At 65.7% G+C, this 14,067-nt stretch carries 11 protein-coding genes; 7 read left to right on the forward strand and 4 right to left on the reverse strand.

Annotated features, from left to right (window positions below; all coding sequences use genetic code 11):
* Nucleotides 1-867 precede the first annotated feature (867 nt).
* From ABD848_RS06745 to ABD848_RS06770, 6 genes are all read left to right on the forward strand, one after another.
* Complete coding sequence (locus ABD848_RS06745; RefSeq protein ID WP_344968530.1) at nucleotides 868-2,547, forward strand: ABC transporter substrate-binding protein; 1,680 nt, start codon at nucleotides 868-870, stop codon at nucleotides 2,545-2,547.
* A 105-nt stretch (nucleotides 2,548-2,652) separates the two neighbouring features.
* Complete coding sequence (locus tag ABD848_RS06750) at nucleotides 2,653-3,648, forward strand: ABC transporter permease (RefSeq protein ID WP_344968533.1); 996 nt, start codon at nucleotides 2,653-2,655, stop codon at nucleotides 3,646-3,648.
* Nucleotides 3,645-4,625: an ABC transporter permease gene (locus ABD848_RS06755; RefSeq protein WP_344968535.1), complete on the forward strand. Its 981-nt coding sequence runs from the start codon at nucleotides 3,645-3,647 to the stop codon at nucleotides 4,623-4,625. The genes ABD848_RS06750 and ABD848_RS06755 overlap by 4 nt, the downstream gene beginning before the upstream one ends.
* A 5-nt stretch (nucleotides 4,626-4,630) precedes the next feature.
* Nucleotides 4,631-5,581: an ABC transporter ATP-binding protein gene (locus tag ABD848_RS06760; protein WP_344969055.1), complete on the forward strand. Its 951-nt coding sequence runs from the start codon at nucleotides 4,631-4,633 to the stop codon at nucleotides 5,579-5,581.
* 4 nt (nucleotides 5,582-5,585) lie between these two features.
* The gene (locus ABD848_RS06765; RefSeq protein ID WP_344968537.1) at nucleotides 5,586-6,545 is read left to right on the forward strand and encodes an ABC transporter ATP-binding protein; all 960 of its coding nucleotides are present in this window, start codon (nucleotides 5,586-5,588) and stop codon (nucleotides 6,543-6,545) included.
* A gap of 216 nt (nucleotides 6,546-6,761) precedes the next feature.
* The gene (locus ABD848_RS06770) at nucleotides 6,762-9,281 is read left to right on the forward strand and encodes a glycoside hydrolase family 2 protein (protein ID WP_344968539.1); all 2,520 of its coding nucleotides are present in this window, start codon (nucleotides 6,762-6,764) and stop codon (nucleotides 9,279-9,281) included.
* Nucleotides 9,282-9,437: 156 nt separating this feature from the next.
* Here the strand turns inward: ABD848_RS06770 and ABD848_RS06775 are convergent, their stop codons facing one another.
* The 4 genes from ABD848_RS06775 to ABD848_RS06790 all read right to left on the reverse strand — a co-directional run bounded on the left by ABD848_RS06775 (nucleotide 9,438) and on the right by ABD848_RS06790 (nucleotide 12,495).
* Nucleotides 9,438-9,743, reverse strand: a complete 306-nt coding sequence (locus ABD848_RS06775) for a hypothetical protein (protein WP_344968541.1) — start codon at nucleotides 9,741-9,743, stop codon at nucleotides 9,438-9,440.
* Nucleotides 9,744-9,768: 25 nt separating this feature from the next.
* Complete coding sequence (locus ABD848_RS06780) at nucleotides 9,769-10,662, reverse strand: RpnC/YadD family protein (RefSeq protein WP_344968542.1); 894 nt, start codon at nucleotides 10,660-10,662, stop codon at nucleotides 9,769-9,771.
* Between the two features lie 183 nt (nucleotides 10,663-10,845).
* Nucleotides 10,846-11,205, reverse strand: coding sequence for an ArsR/SmtB family transcription factor (locus ABD848_RS06785; protein WP_344968543.1), 360 nt, complete (start codon nucleotides 11,203-11,205; stop codon nucleotides 10,846-10,848).
* A gap of 9 nt (nucleotides 11,206-11,214) precedes the next feature.
* A complete protein-coding gene (locus tag ABD848_RS06790; RefSeq protein WP_344968545.1) occupies nucleotides 11,215-12,495 on the reverse strand; it encodes an MFS transporter in 1,281 nt (426 codons plus the stop codon).
* Nucleotides 12,496-12,980: 485 nt separating this feature from the next.
* Between ABD848_RS06790 and ABD848_RS06795 the strand changes: the two genes are divergently transcribed.
* Nucleotides 12,981-13,997 carry a LacI family DNA-binding transcriptional regulator gene (locus tag ABD848_RS06795; protein ID WP_344968547.1) on the forward strand — a complete coding sequence of 339 codons (1,017 nt, stop codon included), beginning with the start codon at nucleotides 12,981-12,983 and terminating at the stop codon, nucleotides 13,995-13,997.
* The last annotated feature ends 70 nt before the right edge of the window (nucleotides 13,998-14,067 follow it).

Genomic DNA, 14,067 nt, shown 5'->3' on the forward strand with positions numbered 1-14,067 from the left:
AGGACATGGTCGTCCAGATGGACATAGAGTGCGGTCAGAAGGGCGTCCAGGTTTTTGGTCACACATCGATCATGGGCGCCCTTCGCCATGTCCGCGACCGGCCACAAGATTCCCATCAACGATCTAGGTTCTGTTTTCGGGCGACTGGAGTGCGGGGATGTGGGGGTGTTCGTCGTCGGCTCGTGTCTCGATCGCTGCGCGATCTCGCCCGCCTGCGAGGGCGCGTGCCCACCGCCCGCCCGCGCCGTCCTTTTCAAAAAACAGAACCTACACCGGCGGAGAACTCGTTAGCTCCACACCCATGTTTCTCGTGACCGGGCGCTCAAGCGCCGACCAGAAAACATCGTCGGGCTCGACATACCCGGCCGGCGGTAGGAGCTGAACTTCTGGGCGTGTTCTCGCCCGTGACGAACACTCTCCCTCGCAGAGCGTTGAGCCAATAGTCCACTACGGAAAGGAGCAGTCGATCATCCTACCTTTGACTCTTTTGCATCGTTTCAAATTCCATTTTTTTCACGGAGAGCGCGGTGACGTTGCGGGAACATAACGTCGCATTAATCGAGGATTGACGGGGGTGGGCGGTTGTGTTTCGCTACTCACACTTATCCGGTTCAGTTTGGACATGTGCCGGAACAGGGAAGAGCGCCGTAGCAACGCCGGCGAGTCACTGTTCATCTGGGAGCGCTCCCGAGGGCATGGGGGATGCCCTGTTATGGGGCGGGTGCGCCGCCAGCGGACTCGTGCAGGGGGGACGGCTTGGTAACCGTTCTCAGTTAGCCCCTTGGGGGATGAGATCCCCGCTAAGGGAGAAGGGACAAAGAATTGCGAAACCGGCTCAAGTATATCGCCGGTGCCTTGGCGGTGGCGATGACAGCCGCGGCATGCACCGGCGGTGGCGGTGACGAATCTGGCGGCGACAGCGGTGGTGGTGAGGCTTACCCCCGCAACGAGACCCTGTACACCAGTGGTACCCAGTGGGGGCCGCCCTCCACGTGGAATCCCTTCATGCTGGGCCAGTACACCACCGGCACGGTGGGCTTGGCCTACGAGCCGCTGTTCCTCTACGACCCACTGGAGGGCGACTACCGTCCCTGGTTGGCCGAGAGCGGTGAGTGGACCGGTGAGGACGTTTACGAGGTCACGCTGCGCGAGGGCGTCGAGTGGTCCGACGGCGAGGCGTTCACCGCCGAGGATGTCGTGTTCACCATCGAGATGGGCCAGATGGAGACCGTCCACTACCACGACGTGTGGGAGTGGCTGGACAGCGCCGAGGCCGTGGACGAGCGCACGGTGCGCTTCACCTTCTCCGACCCCCGCTACCAGGAGTGGGGCCAGTGGATCTACCGCACTCCCATCGTTCCCCAGCACATCTGGCAGGACCGCTCTGAGGAAGAGGTCACCAGCGGCGCCAACGAGGACCCGGTCGGCACCGGTCCCTATGTCTATGAGGCTCACGACCAGGACCGCATGATCTGGGCCAAGCGCGACGGCTGGTGGGCTGAAGATGCCCTCGATCTGGAGGTGCAGCCCAACTACGTCATCGACCTGGTCAACTCCAGCAACGAGACCGCGCTCAACCAGGTTATGCAGGGTGACCTCGACCTGAGCAACAACTTCCTGCCCGGCATCGCCGAGATGGTGCAGGGCGAGGGTGGGGTGCATACCTACTACTCCGAGCCGCCCTACATGCTCTCGGCTAATACGTCGTGGCTGGTCATGAACACCACGAAGCAGCCGATGGACGATGCGCAGTTCCGCAAGGCCATGGCTCACGCCATCGACGTCGAGCAGATCGTCAACGGCGTTTACAGCCAACTCGTCCAAAAGGCCAGCCCAACCGGTCTGCTGCCCATGTGGGAGCAGTACATCGACCAAGACGTCGTCGACGAACTCGGGTTCAGCCACGACCCCGAGCAAGCCAAGGAGTTGCTGGCCGACGCCGGCTACGAGGACACCAACGACGACGGTTTCGTCGAGAGTCCCGAAGGTGACCCGATCGAGTTGACGCTGATCGTGCCCAGCGGTTGGACCGACTGGATGGAGGCCGCCCGCGTCATCAGCGAGGGCGCCCAAGCCGCAGGCATCAACGTCGTCGCCGAATTCCCCGACCAGAACGCGCTCTTCGACCAGCGCGCCAGCGGCGACTACGACATGCTCATCAACAACGAGCGCCAGATGAGCAGCTCGCCGTGGACCTACTACGAGTACATGTTCCAGATCCCCGTCAAGGAGTCGCAGACCGACGTCAACTTCGGTCGCTACGAGAACGAGGAAGCCTGGGAACTGGTCGAAGAGCTCAACCGGGTTTCCGTCGACGACACCGAGGCCATGAAGGACATCGCCTCGCAGTTGCAGGAGATCCAGCTTGAGGAGATGCCGCTGATCCCGCTGTGGTACAACGGCCTGTGGTCGCAGGCCAACGAGTCCACTTGGACCAACTGGCCCTCAGCCGACGGCGACAACACCCACATCCCGGCCACCTGGCACGGCTACTTCCAGTTGGGAAGCATCCTGATGCTGACCGAGCTCGAACCGGCATCCGAGTAGGACCAGGATCAACCAGGCAGCCGGTAACGGTCCCCGCCCCACTCTCGCCCCTCGCGGGAGAGGGGCGGGGACCCTTCGCCGGACGCCGCCGGCTAGGAGGCCCGGTTGCGACAGTACTTCGGCAGAAAGCTCTTCATCTACACGCTCACGTTCATCGTGGCGGTGACCGTCAACTGGATGATCCCGCGGTTCATGCCCGGCGATCCGATCCAGAGCAGGCTGGCCCGAACCTCGCTGCAAAGCGCCGAGGCGACCGCGGCGATGGAGCAGTACTTCAACGATGTCTTCGGGCTCGACGTGCCCGTCTGGCAGCAGTATCTGAACTTCTGGGTGTCGCTGTTCCAAGGCGACCTGGGCGTCAGCATCTGGCTGTTCCCCCGCGACGTGTCCTCGGTCATCATGGACGCCATCCCCTACAGCATCGCCCTGCTGCTGCCCGCGATCCTGCTGAGCTGGTACGTGGGTAACAAGTTTGGTGCCTTCGCCGCCCGCAGCAAGTGGCTCGACAACACGATGCTGCCGGTGGGCTACATCCTCACGGCGACCCCCTACATGTGGCTGGCCCTGCTGCTGGCCTGGAGCCTGGGCATTGTCGCCGGAATCTTCCCGGTCGCGGGAGCCTACGGCTTCGGCCTACAACCCGACTGGTCGTTGCGGTTCATCAGCAGCCTGCTGATGCACTGGTTCCTCCCGTTCCTCTCGATGTTCCTCGTCGCGCTGGGCGGCTGGGCCATCGGTATGCGCAACATGATCATCTACGAGTTGGAGTCGGACTACTCCAACTACCTGGAGGCCCTGGGGGCGCCCCGCCGGCTGGTGCGTCGCTACGCCTTCCGTAACGCGATGCTGCCCCAGCTCACCGGGTTGGCCGTGCAACTGGGCACCATCGTCGCCGGTTCCCTGCTCACCGAGATCGTCTTCGCCTACCCCGGACTGGGCTACTTGATCCTGCAAGCGATCCAGAACCAGGACTTCTTCCTGCTCCAGGGAGCCTTCCTGTTCATCGTCATCGGTGTACTACTGGCCAACTTCATCGTCGACATCATCTACGTCATGGTCGATCCGCGGGTCCGCACCCAGATGCAAGGAGAGGCCGCATGAGTTCGGAGCAGACAGAGCAGACCCCTCACGGCTTTGCTGCCGACCCCGTGTCCAACGACACCCACGCCGACAGCGCAGCCGAGCCCACCCCGGCTGCTGTCCCCACAGAGGACACTCCCCTGTTCAGCGAGCGCCGCAAGGCTGAAGGTCTCTACTTCGCCCTGCGCAACAAGAAGCTCGTCGGCGGCCTCAGCGTGGTCACACTGTTCCTCGTCATGGGCATCGTCGCCCCGATGTTCATCGATCACCCGCCCAACGAGTACGTCGGCCCTTCCAACGCGCCCCCCTCCGGGGAGTACTGGTTCGGCACCACCAACTTCGGTCAGGACATCTACGCGCAGTTCGTCTACGGCCTGCGCTCCACCTTCCTGGTCGGGATCTTCGGCGGCGGCGTCGCCGCCCTCGTGGGGATGCTGGTCGGCTTCATCGCCGGCTACCGCGGCGGCATCGTCGACGAGATCCTGAACATGATCACCAACGTCGTGCTGGTGCTGCCCGCGCTGGCGGTGCTGCTGGTTGTGGCGGCCTACCTGGAGAACAGGGGGGTGGCCGTGCAGTCCTTCTTCATCGGTCTCACCTCCTGGCCCTGGGCGGCGCGCGCCGTGCGTGCCCAGACGCTCTCCCTCAGCGCCCGCGACTTCGTGGGGCTGGCCAAGCTCAGCGGCGTCAAGACTCGCCACATCATCTTCCGCGAGATCGCGCCGAACATGAGCTCCTACCTGTTCATGATGTTCATCCTGCTCTTCGGCGGCGCCGTGCTCATCGCCGCCGGGCTGGACTTCATCGGGTTCGGCCCCACCAACGGCATCTCGCTGGGGTTGATGATGCACCACGCGGTCAACTGGGGTGCGCTGCAACTGGGGATGTGGTGGTGGTTCGTCCCGCCGGGGCTCGGCATCACGGCCATTGTCGGGGCGATGTACATCATGAACGTCGGCCTGGACGAAGTCTTCAACCCCAAACTGAGGGAGATGTGAGCACCGTGAGCCTACGGGTCGACGACCTCAGGGTCTACTACCGGACGCTGCGCGGGGACGTACAAGCCCTGGACGGGACCACGTTCGCCCTCGACGACGGGGAGATCATGGGACTGGCCGGAGAGTCCGGCAGCGGCAAGTCCACACTGAGCAAGAGCCTGATCCGCCTCGACGGCAGGATGAGATACATCGGGGGAACCGTGGAACTGGACGGCTGCAAGCTGCCCATCCACGACTCCGCCAACATGAACAAGCACCGCTTCCGAGAAGTCTCCATCATCCCGCAGTACGCCATGAGCGCGATGAACCCCACGCGCAAGATCGGCAAGATGACCGCGGAGCTGCTGGAGTCGCGAGGGGTCACCTTCAAGACGGTGCTGCCGGAGCTGCGGCGCCGCATCGAACTGGTGGGCCTCTCGCCCGACGTGCTCAACCGCTACCCGATCGAACTGTCGGGCGGGATGAAGCAGCGCATGGTGATGGTGCTGTCCACCCTGCTCGACCCTTCGCTGCTGATCGCCGACGAGGTGACCTCGGCGCTGGACGTCTCCACGCAGCGGGCCGTGGCCGAGACGCTCGTGGAGTTTCGCGACCGCGAATTCGTCAAGAGCATGATCGTCGTCACGCACGACATTTCACTCGTGGCCCAGATCGCCGACAGCATCATGGTGATGTACGCCGGAAAGCTCGCGGAGAAGGCCCCCACCGAGACCATCGTCAACTCTCCGCGTCACCCCTACACCCAACTGCTGATCTCCTCGCTGCCCGAGGTCGGCGTCAAGTACGAGGACAAGCGCCTCGCCGGCATCCCGGGCAGCCCGCCCCAGTTGCTCAACCCCCCAACAGGCTGCCGGTTCAAGGACCGCTGCCCGATGGCCTTCGACAAGTGTGAGGAGGAGCCTCCCTTCGTCGAGGTCGCGCCCAACCACCAAGTCGCCTGCTGGAAAGCCGCGTGAGGGCATGCTGAAACTCGATTCGATCTCCAAGGTCTACCGGGTGGGCACCTTCGGTGGCCAGACGCTGACCGCCGTCCGCGACGTCAGCTTCGACATCGGCCCCGGCGAGGTGGTCTCCCTCATCGGTGAGAGCGGTAGCGGCAAAAGCACGATCGGCAAGATGATCCTGCGGCTGTCCGGCGTCACCCGCGGCTCGATCAGCTTCGACGGCACCGACATCGCCACCCTGTCCGGACGAAAGAAGCTGAAGGAGTACTACCGGCACGTGCAGGGCGTCTTCCAGGACCCCTTCAGCTCCTACAACCCCGTCTTCAAAGCCGACCGGGTCTTCGAGATGGTCAGAAAGGAGTACTTCCCCCGCCTCAGCACCGGTGAGTGGGAGAAGAAGCTCCGCTCGTCGCTGGAAGTGGTGCGCCTCGACCCCAACCAGGTCCTCAACAAGTACCCGCACCAGCTCAGCGGCGGCCAGTTGCAGCGCCTCCTGATCGCCCGCGCCCTGCTGCTGGACATCAAATTCCTGGTCGCTGACGAGGTGATCAGCATGCTCGACGCCTCCACTCGCATCGACGTGCTCAACCTGCTCGCCGACTTGAAGGCGCGTGGCCTGGGCATCCTCTTCATCACCCACGACCTGGCGCTGGGCAACTACGTCAGTGACCGCACCGTGATCCTGCGCAACGGCCGAATCGTGGAGATGGGCGAGACCGAGGAGGTGTTCGCGAACCCGCTGCACCCCTACACCACCCGGCTGCTGTCCTCGGTCCCCCAGATGCACCGCAAGTGGGCCGAGGTAGAGGCCGAACTCCAGGCTCAGGCCCCCCAGGGGCAGAGCCGCTGTCTCTACCACGACCGGTACCCTTCTGACGGCGCGACCACGGACGCCCCCGATGGGCCGCCGCTGGCAGAAGTGGCGAGCGGTCACTTCGTGGGATGTTTCCGCGTCGACGAAGAAGGAGAGTGCTGACCCTCACCCCTTCCCGGCTACCGGCCGCGATCGTGGCCGGACCGCCCGGGCGCCGCCGACGTGCCGGGGGAGGGGTGTGTCCGGACACCCGTTGAGGCCGCCGGCGCCCCACAAGGACCTGCCCTTCCGGGGCGGCCGAGCAGCCTCACCCGGGTTCACCCATGGCCAGCACACTACGTCACCACATGAACGCTCCACGGAGATCACGGAGATCACATGGCACTGCGCATCGACCTGCGCGACAACTGGACGCTGCGAGCGGTGGGAGGTGAGCGCGTCCCCACGGCAGTGGCGACGGCGGAGATCCCGGCGCGGACACCGGGATGCGTCCACACCGACCTCCTCGCCGCGGATCTGATCCCCGATCCCTACCTCGACGCCAATGAAAACGAGCTGTCCTGGATCGGCCGCACCGACTGGCGTTACAGCACCGCCTTCACCTCGGACACGCTCACCGGCGCCGAACGGGTCGATCTGGTCTGCGAGGGGCTGGACACGGTCGCCGACCTGGTCGTCAACGGCCACCAGGTCGGCAGCACCCGCAACATGCACCGCAGCTACCGTTTCGACATCACCCCAGTGGTGCGCGAGACCAACAACACCCTCGACATCACCTTCGGCTCCGCCTACCGCTACGCCGAGGCCGTGCGCGACGAGCTGGGCGACCGCCCCTGCGCCTACCCCGAGCCCTTCGCGTTCATCCGCAAGATGGCCTGCAACTTCGGGTGGGATTGGGGGCCCACACTGGTCACCGCCGGCATCTGGCGTCCCCTCTGGCTGCACGCGTGGAGCACCGCCCGGCTCGCCCAGGTACGCCCGGAGATCACCGTCACCACCGGTCCCGACGGGCGTGCCCATGGGCAGGTCGTGCTGCATGTCGATGTCGAACGCACTGACAGCGGCACCGCCACCCCCCTCACCCTGGCCGTCGAGGTAGCCGGTGTGCGCCAGGAGGTCACCGTCGCGCCCGGCGAGACCGCCGCGCGCGTGGAACTGACCGTGCCCGATCCTCGCCTGTGGTGGCCCCGCGGCTACGGTGAAGCCGCGCTCTACCCGCTCGCGCTCACCCTCACCGCCGCCGGTGAGGAGCTCGACACCTGGCAGCGCGACATCGGGTTTCGCGCCGTGGAGCTCGACACGCGCCCCGACGGCGACGGCGCCCGCTTCGCCCTCATCGTCAACGGCACCCCCATCTTGGTCAAAGGCGCCAACTGGATTCCCGACGACTGCTTCCCGCACCGGGTGGACCGTGACCGCTATAGCCGTCGCATCGACCAAGCCATTGACGCGGGCATGAACCTGCTGCGGATCTGGGGCGGCGGCCGATACGAGAGTGAGGACTTCTACGAGCTGTGTGACCGGCGGGGGGTGCTGGTGTGGCAGGATTTCCTCTTCGCCTGCGCCGCCTACCCGGAGGAGTCCCCCATCGCCGAAGAGGTGGAGGCCGAGGCCCGCGACAACGTGGTGCGGCTGGCCGCCTACCCCAGCCTCGTGCTGTGGAACGGCAACAACGAGAACATCTGGGGACACGCCGACTGGGGGTGGCGCGAGGAACTGGGCGATCTCAGTTGGGGAGAGGACTACTACCTGCGCATGCTGCCGCGCGTGGTGGCCGAACTCGATCCCACCCGCCCTTACTGGCCCGGCAGCCCCTACTCCGGCCACGGCGAGATCCACCCCAACGACGAGCGCCACGGCCCCATGCACATCTGGGACGTGTGGAACGAGCGCGACTACACCCGTTACCTCGACTACCGGCCCCGGTTCGTCGCCGAGTTCGGCTTCCAGGCTCCGCCCACCTACGCCACCCTGCGCCGCTCGGTCAGCGACACGCCGCTGCGCCCGGACTCGCCGGGCATGCTGCACCACCAGAAGGCCGAAGACGGCAACGGCAAACTCGCTCGCGGGCTGGCCCACCACTTTCCCACCCCCGCCGACTTCGACGACTGGCACTATCTCACCCAGGTCAACCAGGCGCGGGCCATCACGCTGGGTATCGAGCACTTCCGGGCCCAATGGCCTGACTGCACCGGAGCGGTGGTTTGGCAACTCAACGACTGTTGGCCGGTGACCTCGTGGGCGGCTGTCGACGGGGACGCGCGCCGCAAACCGCTGTGGTACGCGCTGCGGCGGGTTTTCCGAGACCGTTGGCTCGGGCTGTGCCGCGACACCGACGGGGTCGTGCTGGTCGTCTCCAACGACACCGACCGGGAGTGGAGCGGAACGGTCACCCTCAGCCGTCGAGGCTTCGACAGCGACAGCGGCGGTCCCGGTACTGAGACCACTCAGGAGTTTCGCGTAGAGCCTCGGGGGATGTGGCGGCTGCCCGTGCCCGCGGCGATCGCCGCGGCCCAGCGCCCCGAGAGCGAACTGATCACGGCCGATACCAACAGCGGGGAGCGTGCTCTCTGGTTCTTCGCCGAGGACATCGAGCTGGCCTACCCTGCGCCGGACTTCGAGGCCAAAGTGGATACCACGGCGTTGGGCGGCAACGATCTCAAGGTCACCGTGACGGCTCGCAGCCTGCTGCGTGACCTCTCCCTGTTCCCCGACCGCCTTGACCCCGCCGTCGAGGCCGACGACATGCTGGTCACACTGCTGCCAGGGGAGTCCCACACCTTTACCGTGCGCGGCGGTGGCGGCCTCGACCCCGAAGCCGTAGTGGCGCCACCGGTGCTGCGCTGCGTCAACGAGGCAGTCCGCACCGCCAGGCAGGCCCCACACCCGGCTTCCTGACCGACCCGGGAGGCCACACGCGGGCAACACGGCCACGGCTCCCACCCCCGGTCAGTCGTCGCCCCGAGCCCCACTCCCGCCACTCAACCGGTTGAGTGGCGGGATGCTCCACCTGCCGATGGAGAGGCGACCTCCTGCCGCGCCCCGTGGACGGCCCTACTGTTCACGGGGCGCGCCCAACGCGATCTGCTTTTCCCGGCGAATCCGCGCCAGTTCATCGAGTTCCGTGAAGAGGTCGTCGGGGTGTTCGGCGGTGGCGGCTTGGCGGAGCCAGGTGTCGAGTTGCGCGTGGTTGGTGCAGGTGGTGATGCGCTGGCGGGTGGCTTCGGTGATCTCGAATCCGAGTCCCTCCAGGACGACCAGGATGGCTTCGGCCTTGCCTTCGGCTTTGCCCTCGGCTTTGCCTTGGGCGGCGTAGGTGCGGGCGAGGTCGCTCTTCCACTCGTAGGTGCTGGCGCTCACGGGCGACTCAAATCTGCTGTTCTGGTTAGTCGTGCTCGGTGAAGAGGTCGTCGGGGTGTTCGGCGGTGGCGGCTTGGCGGAGCCAGGTGTCGAGTTGCGCGTGGTTGGTGCAGGTGGTGATGCGCTGGCGGGTGGCTTCGGTGATCTCGAATCCGAGTCCCTCCAGGACGACCAGGATGGCTTCGGCCTTGCCCTCGGCCTTGCCTTCGGCTTTGCCTTCGGCTTTGCCTTGGGCGGCGTAGGTGCGGGCGAGGTCGCTCTTCCACTCATAGGTGCTGGCGGCCAAGATCTCCTCCAAGTGGGCGCGGGCCTTAGGCGACAGGACAGCGAATATGTAGTCAGCATACAAAGGGCGGTCATCGGCCTCGAAGGCATCGAGTGCCGGGAGTAGCGCGTGTAGGGCCGTGGTCGATTCGGTCTGGATGCCCGCGGCTGAGAGCACGGCCAGTTCGGGGTTGGCACGGGCCTGCTCGGGTGTGGTGACGGGGGGTAGCTCGTCCAGCGTCAGCGCCAGGGGGCGCACGAAGCCAGAGCCCAGGTCGATGGGTTCGCGGCACCAGTGGGCCACTTTGTCATGGGGGGTCAGCACCAGCAGGATGACGGGGCACTGTAGGCGGTGGCGCAGGTTGGCGACGTAGGCCGGCCAGGAGTAGTGCTTGCGCAGGTCGCGTTTGTGCTGGACCTCGGTGATGATGCCCGCTAGCGGGGTGGGGGTGCCTTCGGCGGGGTCGTCTTCGAGAACCACGACGGAGTCGGCCAGCAGTTCGGCGGGGGCGGTGGTCGTGGCCTCGCCCGCCTCGCAGCGGGCGCGGGCATAGGGCGGTAGAGGTTTGCCCGAAGCCTGGGTCAGCAGAGTGGCGGCCAGGTCGGGACAGTTGCGGATGAGGTCAAGGGGGATTTCGTGTTCCCGGGAAGGCATGACACGAATCGTAGCTTATAAATGACTATACGCAATCAAGGGATGGTGGTTAGCTGCCTCCAGGGGCGAGGGGTTTGGTTGGCGATGTAGGTGATTCCACAAAGAATCTACGGTGTAAAGCTGGTGCTTCTTTCTCGGAAGTACTCTGCAAGAGTTCAAACGAGCAGGTGAGGACGCTGCCCCTCAGGCGTGGGGAGGCTCGCCGGTGACGACGTGGTCGGCGTGGTTGAGTGCTTCCACGACCAGGCGCCGCAGGTGGCCGTCGGTGAGCCGGTAGATCACGTGCCGGGCCTGCTTGCGCGATTCCACCAGCCCGGCCAGTCGTAGTTTCGCCAGATGCTGCGAGACCGCCGTCCGTGAAGCGCCGCACGCTTCGGTTAGCGCTGTCACGTCGGCCTCGCGGTGGGCTAGGGTCCACAGGATGTGCAGCCGGGTGGTGTCGGAGAGCAGTTGGAAGACGTTGCTGGCCGCCGCGAGTTGGTCAGCACCAGGCGGATTCTCGTGGACGAGGCTGAGTTCGTCCGTGGTTCCGCTCGTGCCCATAGCCGCAGTCTAGGCTATGGCGCCCTCTCGGACGTGGGGTGCGGTGGCAGCGGTGCTCTTGCGCCCGGCGTGCCATAGCAGCGGCGCGCCCACCGCACACAGCCCCGTCAGCACGGCGGCGCCGGCGAAGGCGACCACGGGGCTGGCCTGTGTGCCCGCCCATCCGCTCAGCGGGTAGGTCACCAGGAAGCAGGCGTGGGAAATGGCGAACTGCGCGGCGAACAGCGCGGGACGTGTCGTTGGGCCGGCGGCGTCTTTGATGAGCCGGCCGGTGGGCACGGCGATCAGCGAGCCGCCCGCCCCCAGCACGAGCCAGCCCAGCCCTAACACCACCCCCGAGGCCGGCCACAGTGCCCACCCCAGCGTCAGGGCGGCCGACCCGCCGCACAGCACCACCGGCCCGGCCAGCAGCACGGTGCGTACCCGCAGTCGGGTGAACAGTCGCGGGAGGGCGAAGGCCACCGCCATCGAGCCGGCGCCGAAACACGCCAGAGCCAAGGCGACATCGCTGGAGCTGCCGCCGATGGGGCCGCGCACGTAGACCACCGTGTTGACCAGGACCAGGGCAGTCGTCACGGCCGCGGCGAAGTTGAGCAGCACCAGCGCGCGCAGCCGCCGATCGCGTGCGAACGTCGCCGTGCCGGCGGTGATGGCCGACCAGCGGGACGGCCCGGAAGGGGCGACCGCTGGCAGTCGGGTCCGTAGCACCAGCAGCGCTGAAACGGCGAACCCCGCCACCGTCAGGGCGAACAGGCCACTGAAGGGCAACACGGCCAACAGCGCCGCGGCCAGCAGCGGGCTGGCCATGGCTTCGAGGTCATAGGCCATACGTGACAGCGCCAGCGCAGCGGTGTAGTCGTTGTCGTCGTCCATCACTTCGGGGATCACGGCTTGGAAGGTCGGCGTAAAGGTGGCCGAGGCCGTTTGCACGATCGCCACCAGCGCGTAGATCTGCCAGACCTCGCTGACCCATGGCAGCAGCCCCACTGCGAGTCCACGCACCGCGTCGGCGCTGACGAGTACCAGCCGGCGCGGCAGCCGGATCGTGAGCGCGATCATCACCGGGCCGGCGGTTACGTAGGCGATCATTTTGATCGTCAGCGCGGTGGCCACCACTCGCGCGGCGTGCCCGCCGGCGATATCGAAGGCCAGCAGCCCTAGCGCCACGGTGGCCAAGCCGGTTCCCACTAGGGCACATACCTGGGCGGTGAACAGTTGCCGATAGGTCCGGTTCCTCGTCAGCACTGCGAACATCGACTCGCGGCCCTTCCGATCCGTCGAGCTGGTCATCGCCAACGTAACAAACAAGTGCTTACATGCGCACATATGTTGCATGTTGCGACGGTGTTCCCGGTGTTCGATGGGGCGGGCGGGGGTGCACCCGTCGCGGGTGGCTGGCCCTCTCCCTGAGGGGTCACCGACCTACGGCAAGGGGTGCGTCCTGATGAGGTGGCCGGAGGGCGTATTTACTTACCCGCTTCACTGCCTTGACGGACTCGATGATCGTGGCGTGGCCGTCGTACATTCACCTTTCTCTCGCATCACCCTGTCTGCCTACGGTGATATCCGTGACACGAGATCTCAGGAGAGGAGGGAGAGAATGATTGGGTGCTTACGCAGGGGATTCATCCGTCGCTGTCAGGAATGGGAACGCTCCCACTATGCCCTCTGGTTCCATTGCTGGTCAGAGGTTGATAGTCTCATTTTATAAACCGGTTTATCGCTACACTCGCTGCTTATTTGGCGGTACATTTGAAGACGCGGAGAGTGGGAAAATGAGGCGCCCGACCATTGTCGACATAGCCAAGGCAGCGGGAGTTTCCAAAGGTGCGGTGTCGTATGCGCTCAACGGCCGCCCAGGCGTCTCTGAGGCCACCCGCCAACGTATCCTCGACATCGCCGGTCAACTCGGGTGGGCACCCAGCAGCGCCGCGCGCGCCCTCTCCGACGGGCGCGCTGACGCGATGGGGCTCGTCGTTGACCGTCCGGCGGCAGTGCTGGGCAACGAGCCTTTCTTCATGCAGTTGATCTCCGGCATCCAAAGCGTGCTCTCCGGCGAGGCCATACCGCTACTGCTGCAATCCTCCACCGACCGCGAGCTGGAGATGGACATCTACCGGCGGTGGTACGCCGAACGCCGCGTCGACGGCGTCATCATGGTCGACCTGCGCCATGACGATCCCCGGCTAGCGGCGATCAACGCCATGCGCATGCCTGCCGTGATCATCGGTGGCCCCTACGAGACCGGGGGCATCCCCTGCGTATGGTCCAATGACGCCAAAGCGATGCACGACGTCGTGCGTCACCTGGCCGGGCTGGGACATGAATACATCGCACGCGTGGCCGGTCCCGAGAACCTGGTCCACACCACCACCCGTTCAGAGGCGTTCGCCGAGACCGTCTCCGAGTTGGGCCTGCCCGACCCCGAGATCGTCTACACCGACTACTCCGGGGAGCAGGGGGCCACGGTCACTCGGAGCCTGCTGAGCCGGGAGAAGCCACCCACCGCGATCATCTTCGACAACGACCTCATGGCCGTGGCTGCGCTCGGGGTAGCCCAGGAATTCGGCATCTCGGTGCCTGAGCGGCTCTCGGTGGTGGCCTGGGACGACTCGCCGCTATGCCGGCTGGTCCACCCCGCCTTGACCACGATCACCCGCGACATCGTCGAGCACGGCTCAACCGCGGCGACGATGCTGATGGACCTCGCCGAAGGGGAGGAAGCGCACAGCCGCGGCACCTCGCCCGCCCAACTGGTGACACGGGCCAGCACCGGGCCGGCGCCCCGATAGACCCGTAACGCTGCGGAACGGCTGTCTTGCATTTTGACTTTGGCTCCGACACAACAGAGGCTCGTGACCC

The sequence above is a fragment of the Salinactinospora qingdaonensis genome (assembly GCF_039539445.1).
GTDB lineage: Bacteria > Actinomycetota > Actinomycetes > Streptosporangiales > Streptosporangiaceae > Salinactinospora > Salinactinospora qingdaonensis.

Coding starts and splice junctions, on each gene's coding strand:
- ABD848_RS06795 (WP_344968547.1), top strand. CDS start 12,981: ATGAGGCGCCCGACCATTGTCGACATAGCCAAGGCAGCGGGAGTTTCC.
- ABD848_RS06780 (WP_344968542.1), bottom strand. CDS start 10,662: ATGCCTTCCCGGGAACACGAAATCCCCCTTGACCTCATCCGCAACTGT.
- ABD848_RS06790 (WP_344968545.1), bottom strand. CDS start 12,495: ATGACCAGCTCGACGGATCGGAAGGGCCGCGAGTCGATGTTCGCAGTG.
- ABD848_RS06785 (WP_344968543.1), bottom strand. CDS start 11,205: ATGGGCACGAGCGGAACCACGGACGAACTCAGCCTCGTCCACGAGAAT.
- ABD848_RS06765 (WP_344968537.1), top strand. CDS start 5,586: ATGCTGAAACTCGATTCGATCTCCAAGGTCTACCGGGTGGGCACCTTC.
- ABD848_RS06745 (WP_344968530.1), top strand. CDS start 868: ATGACAGCCGCGGCATGCACCGGCGGTGGCGGTGACGAATCTGGCGGC.
- ABD848_RS06770 (WP_344968539.1), top strand. CDS start 6,762: ATGGCACTGCGCATCGACCTGCGCGACAACTGGACGCTGCGAGCGGTG.
- ABD848_RS06755 (WP_344968535.1), top strand. CDS start 3,645: ATGAGTTCGGAGCAGACAGAGCAGACCCCTCACGGCTTTGCTGCCGAC.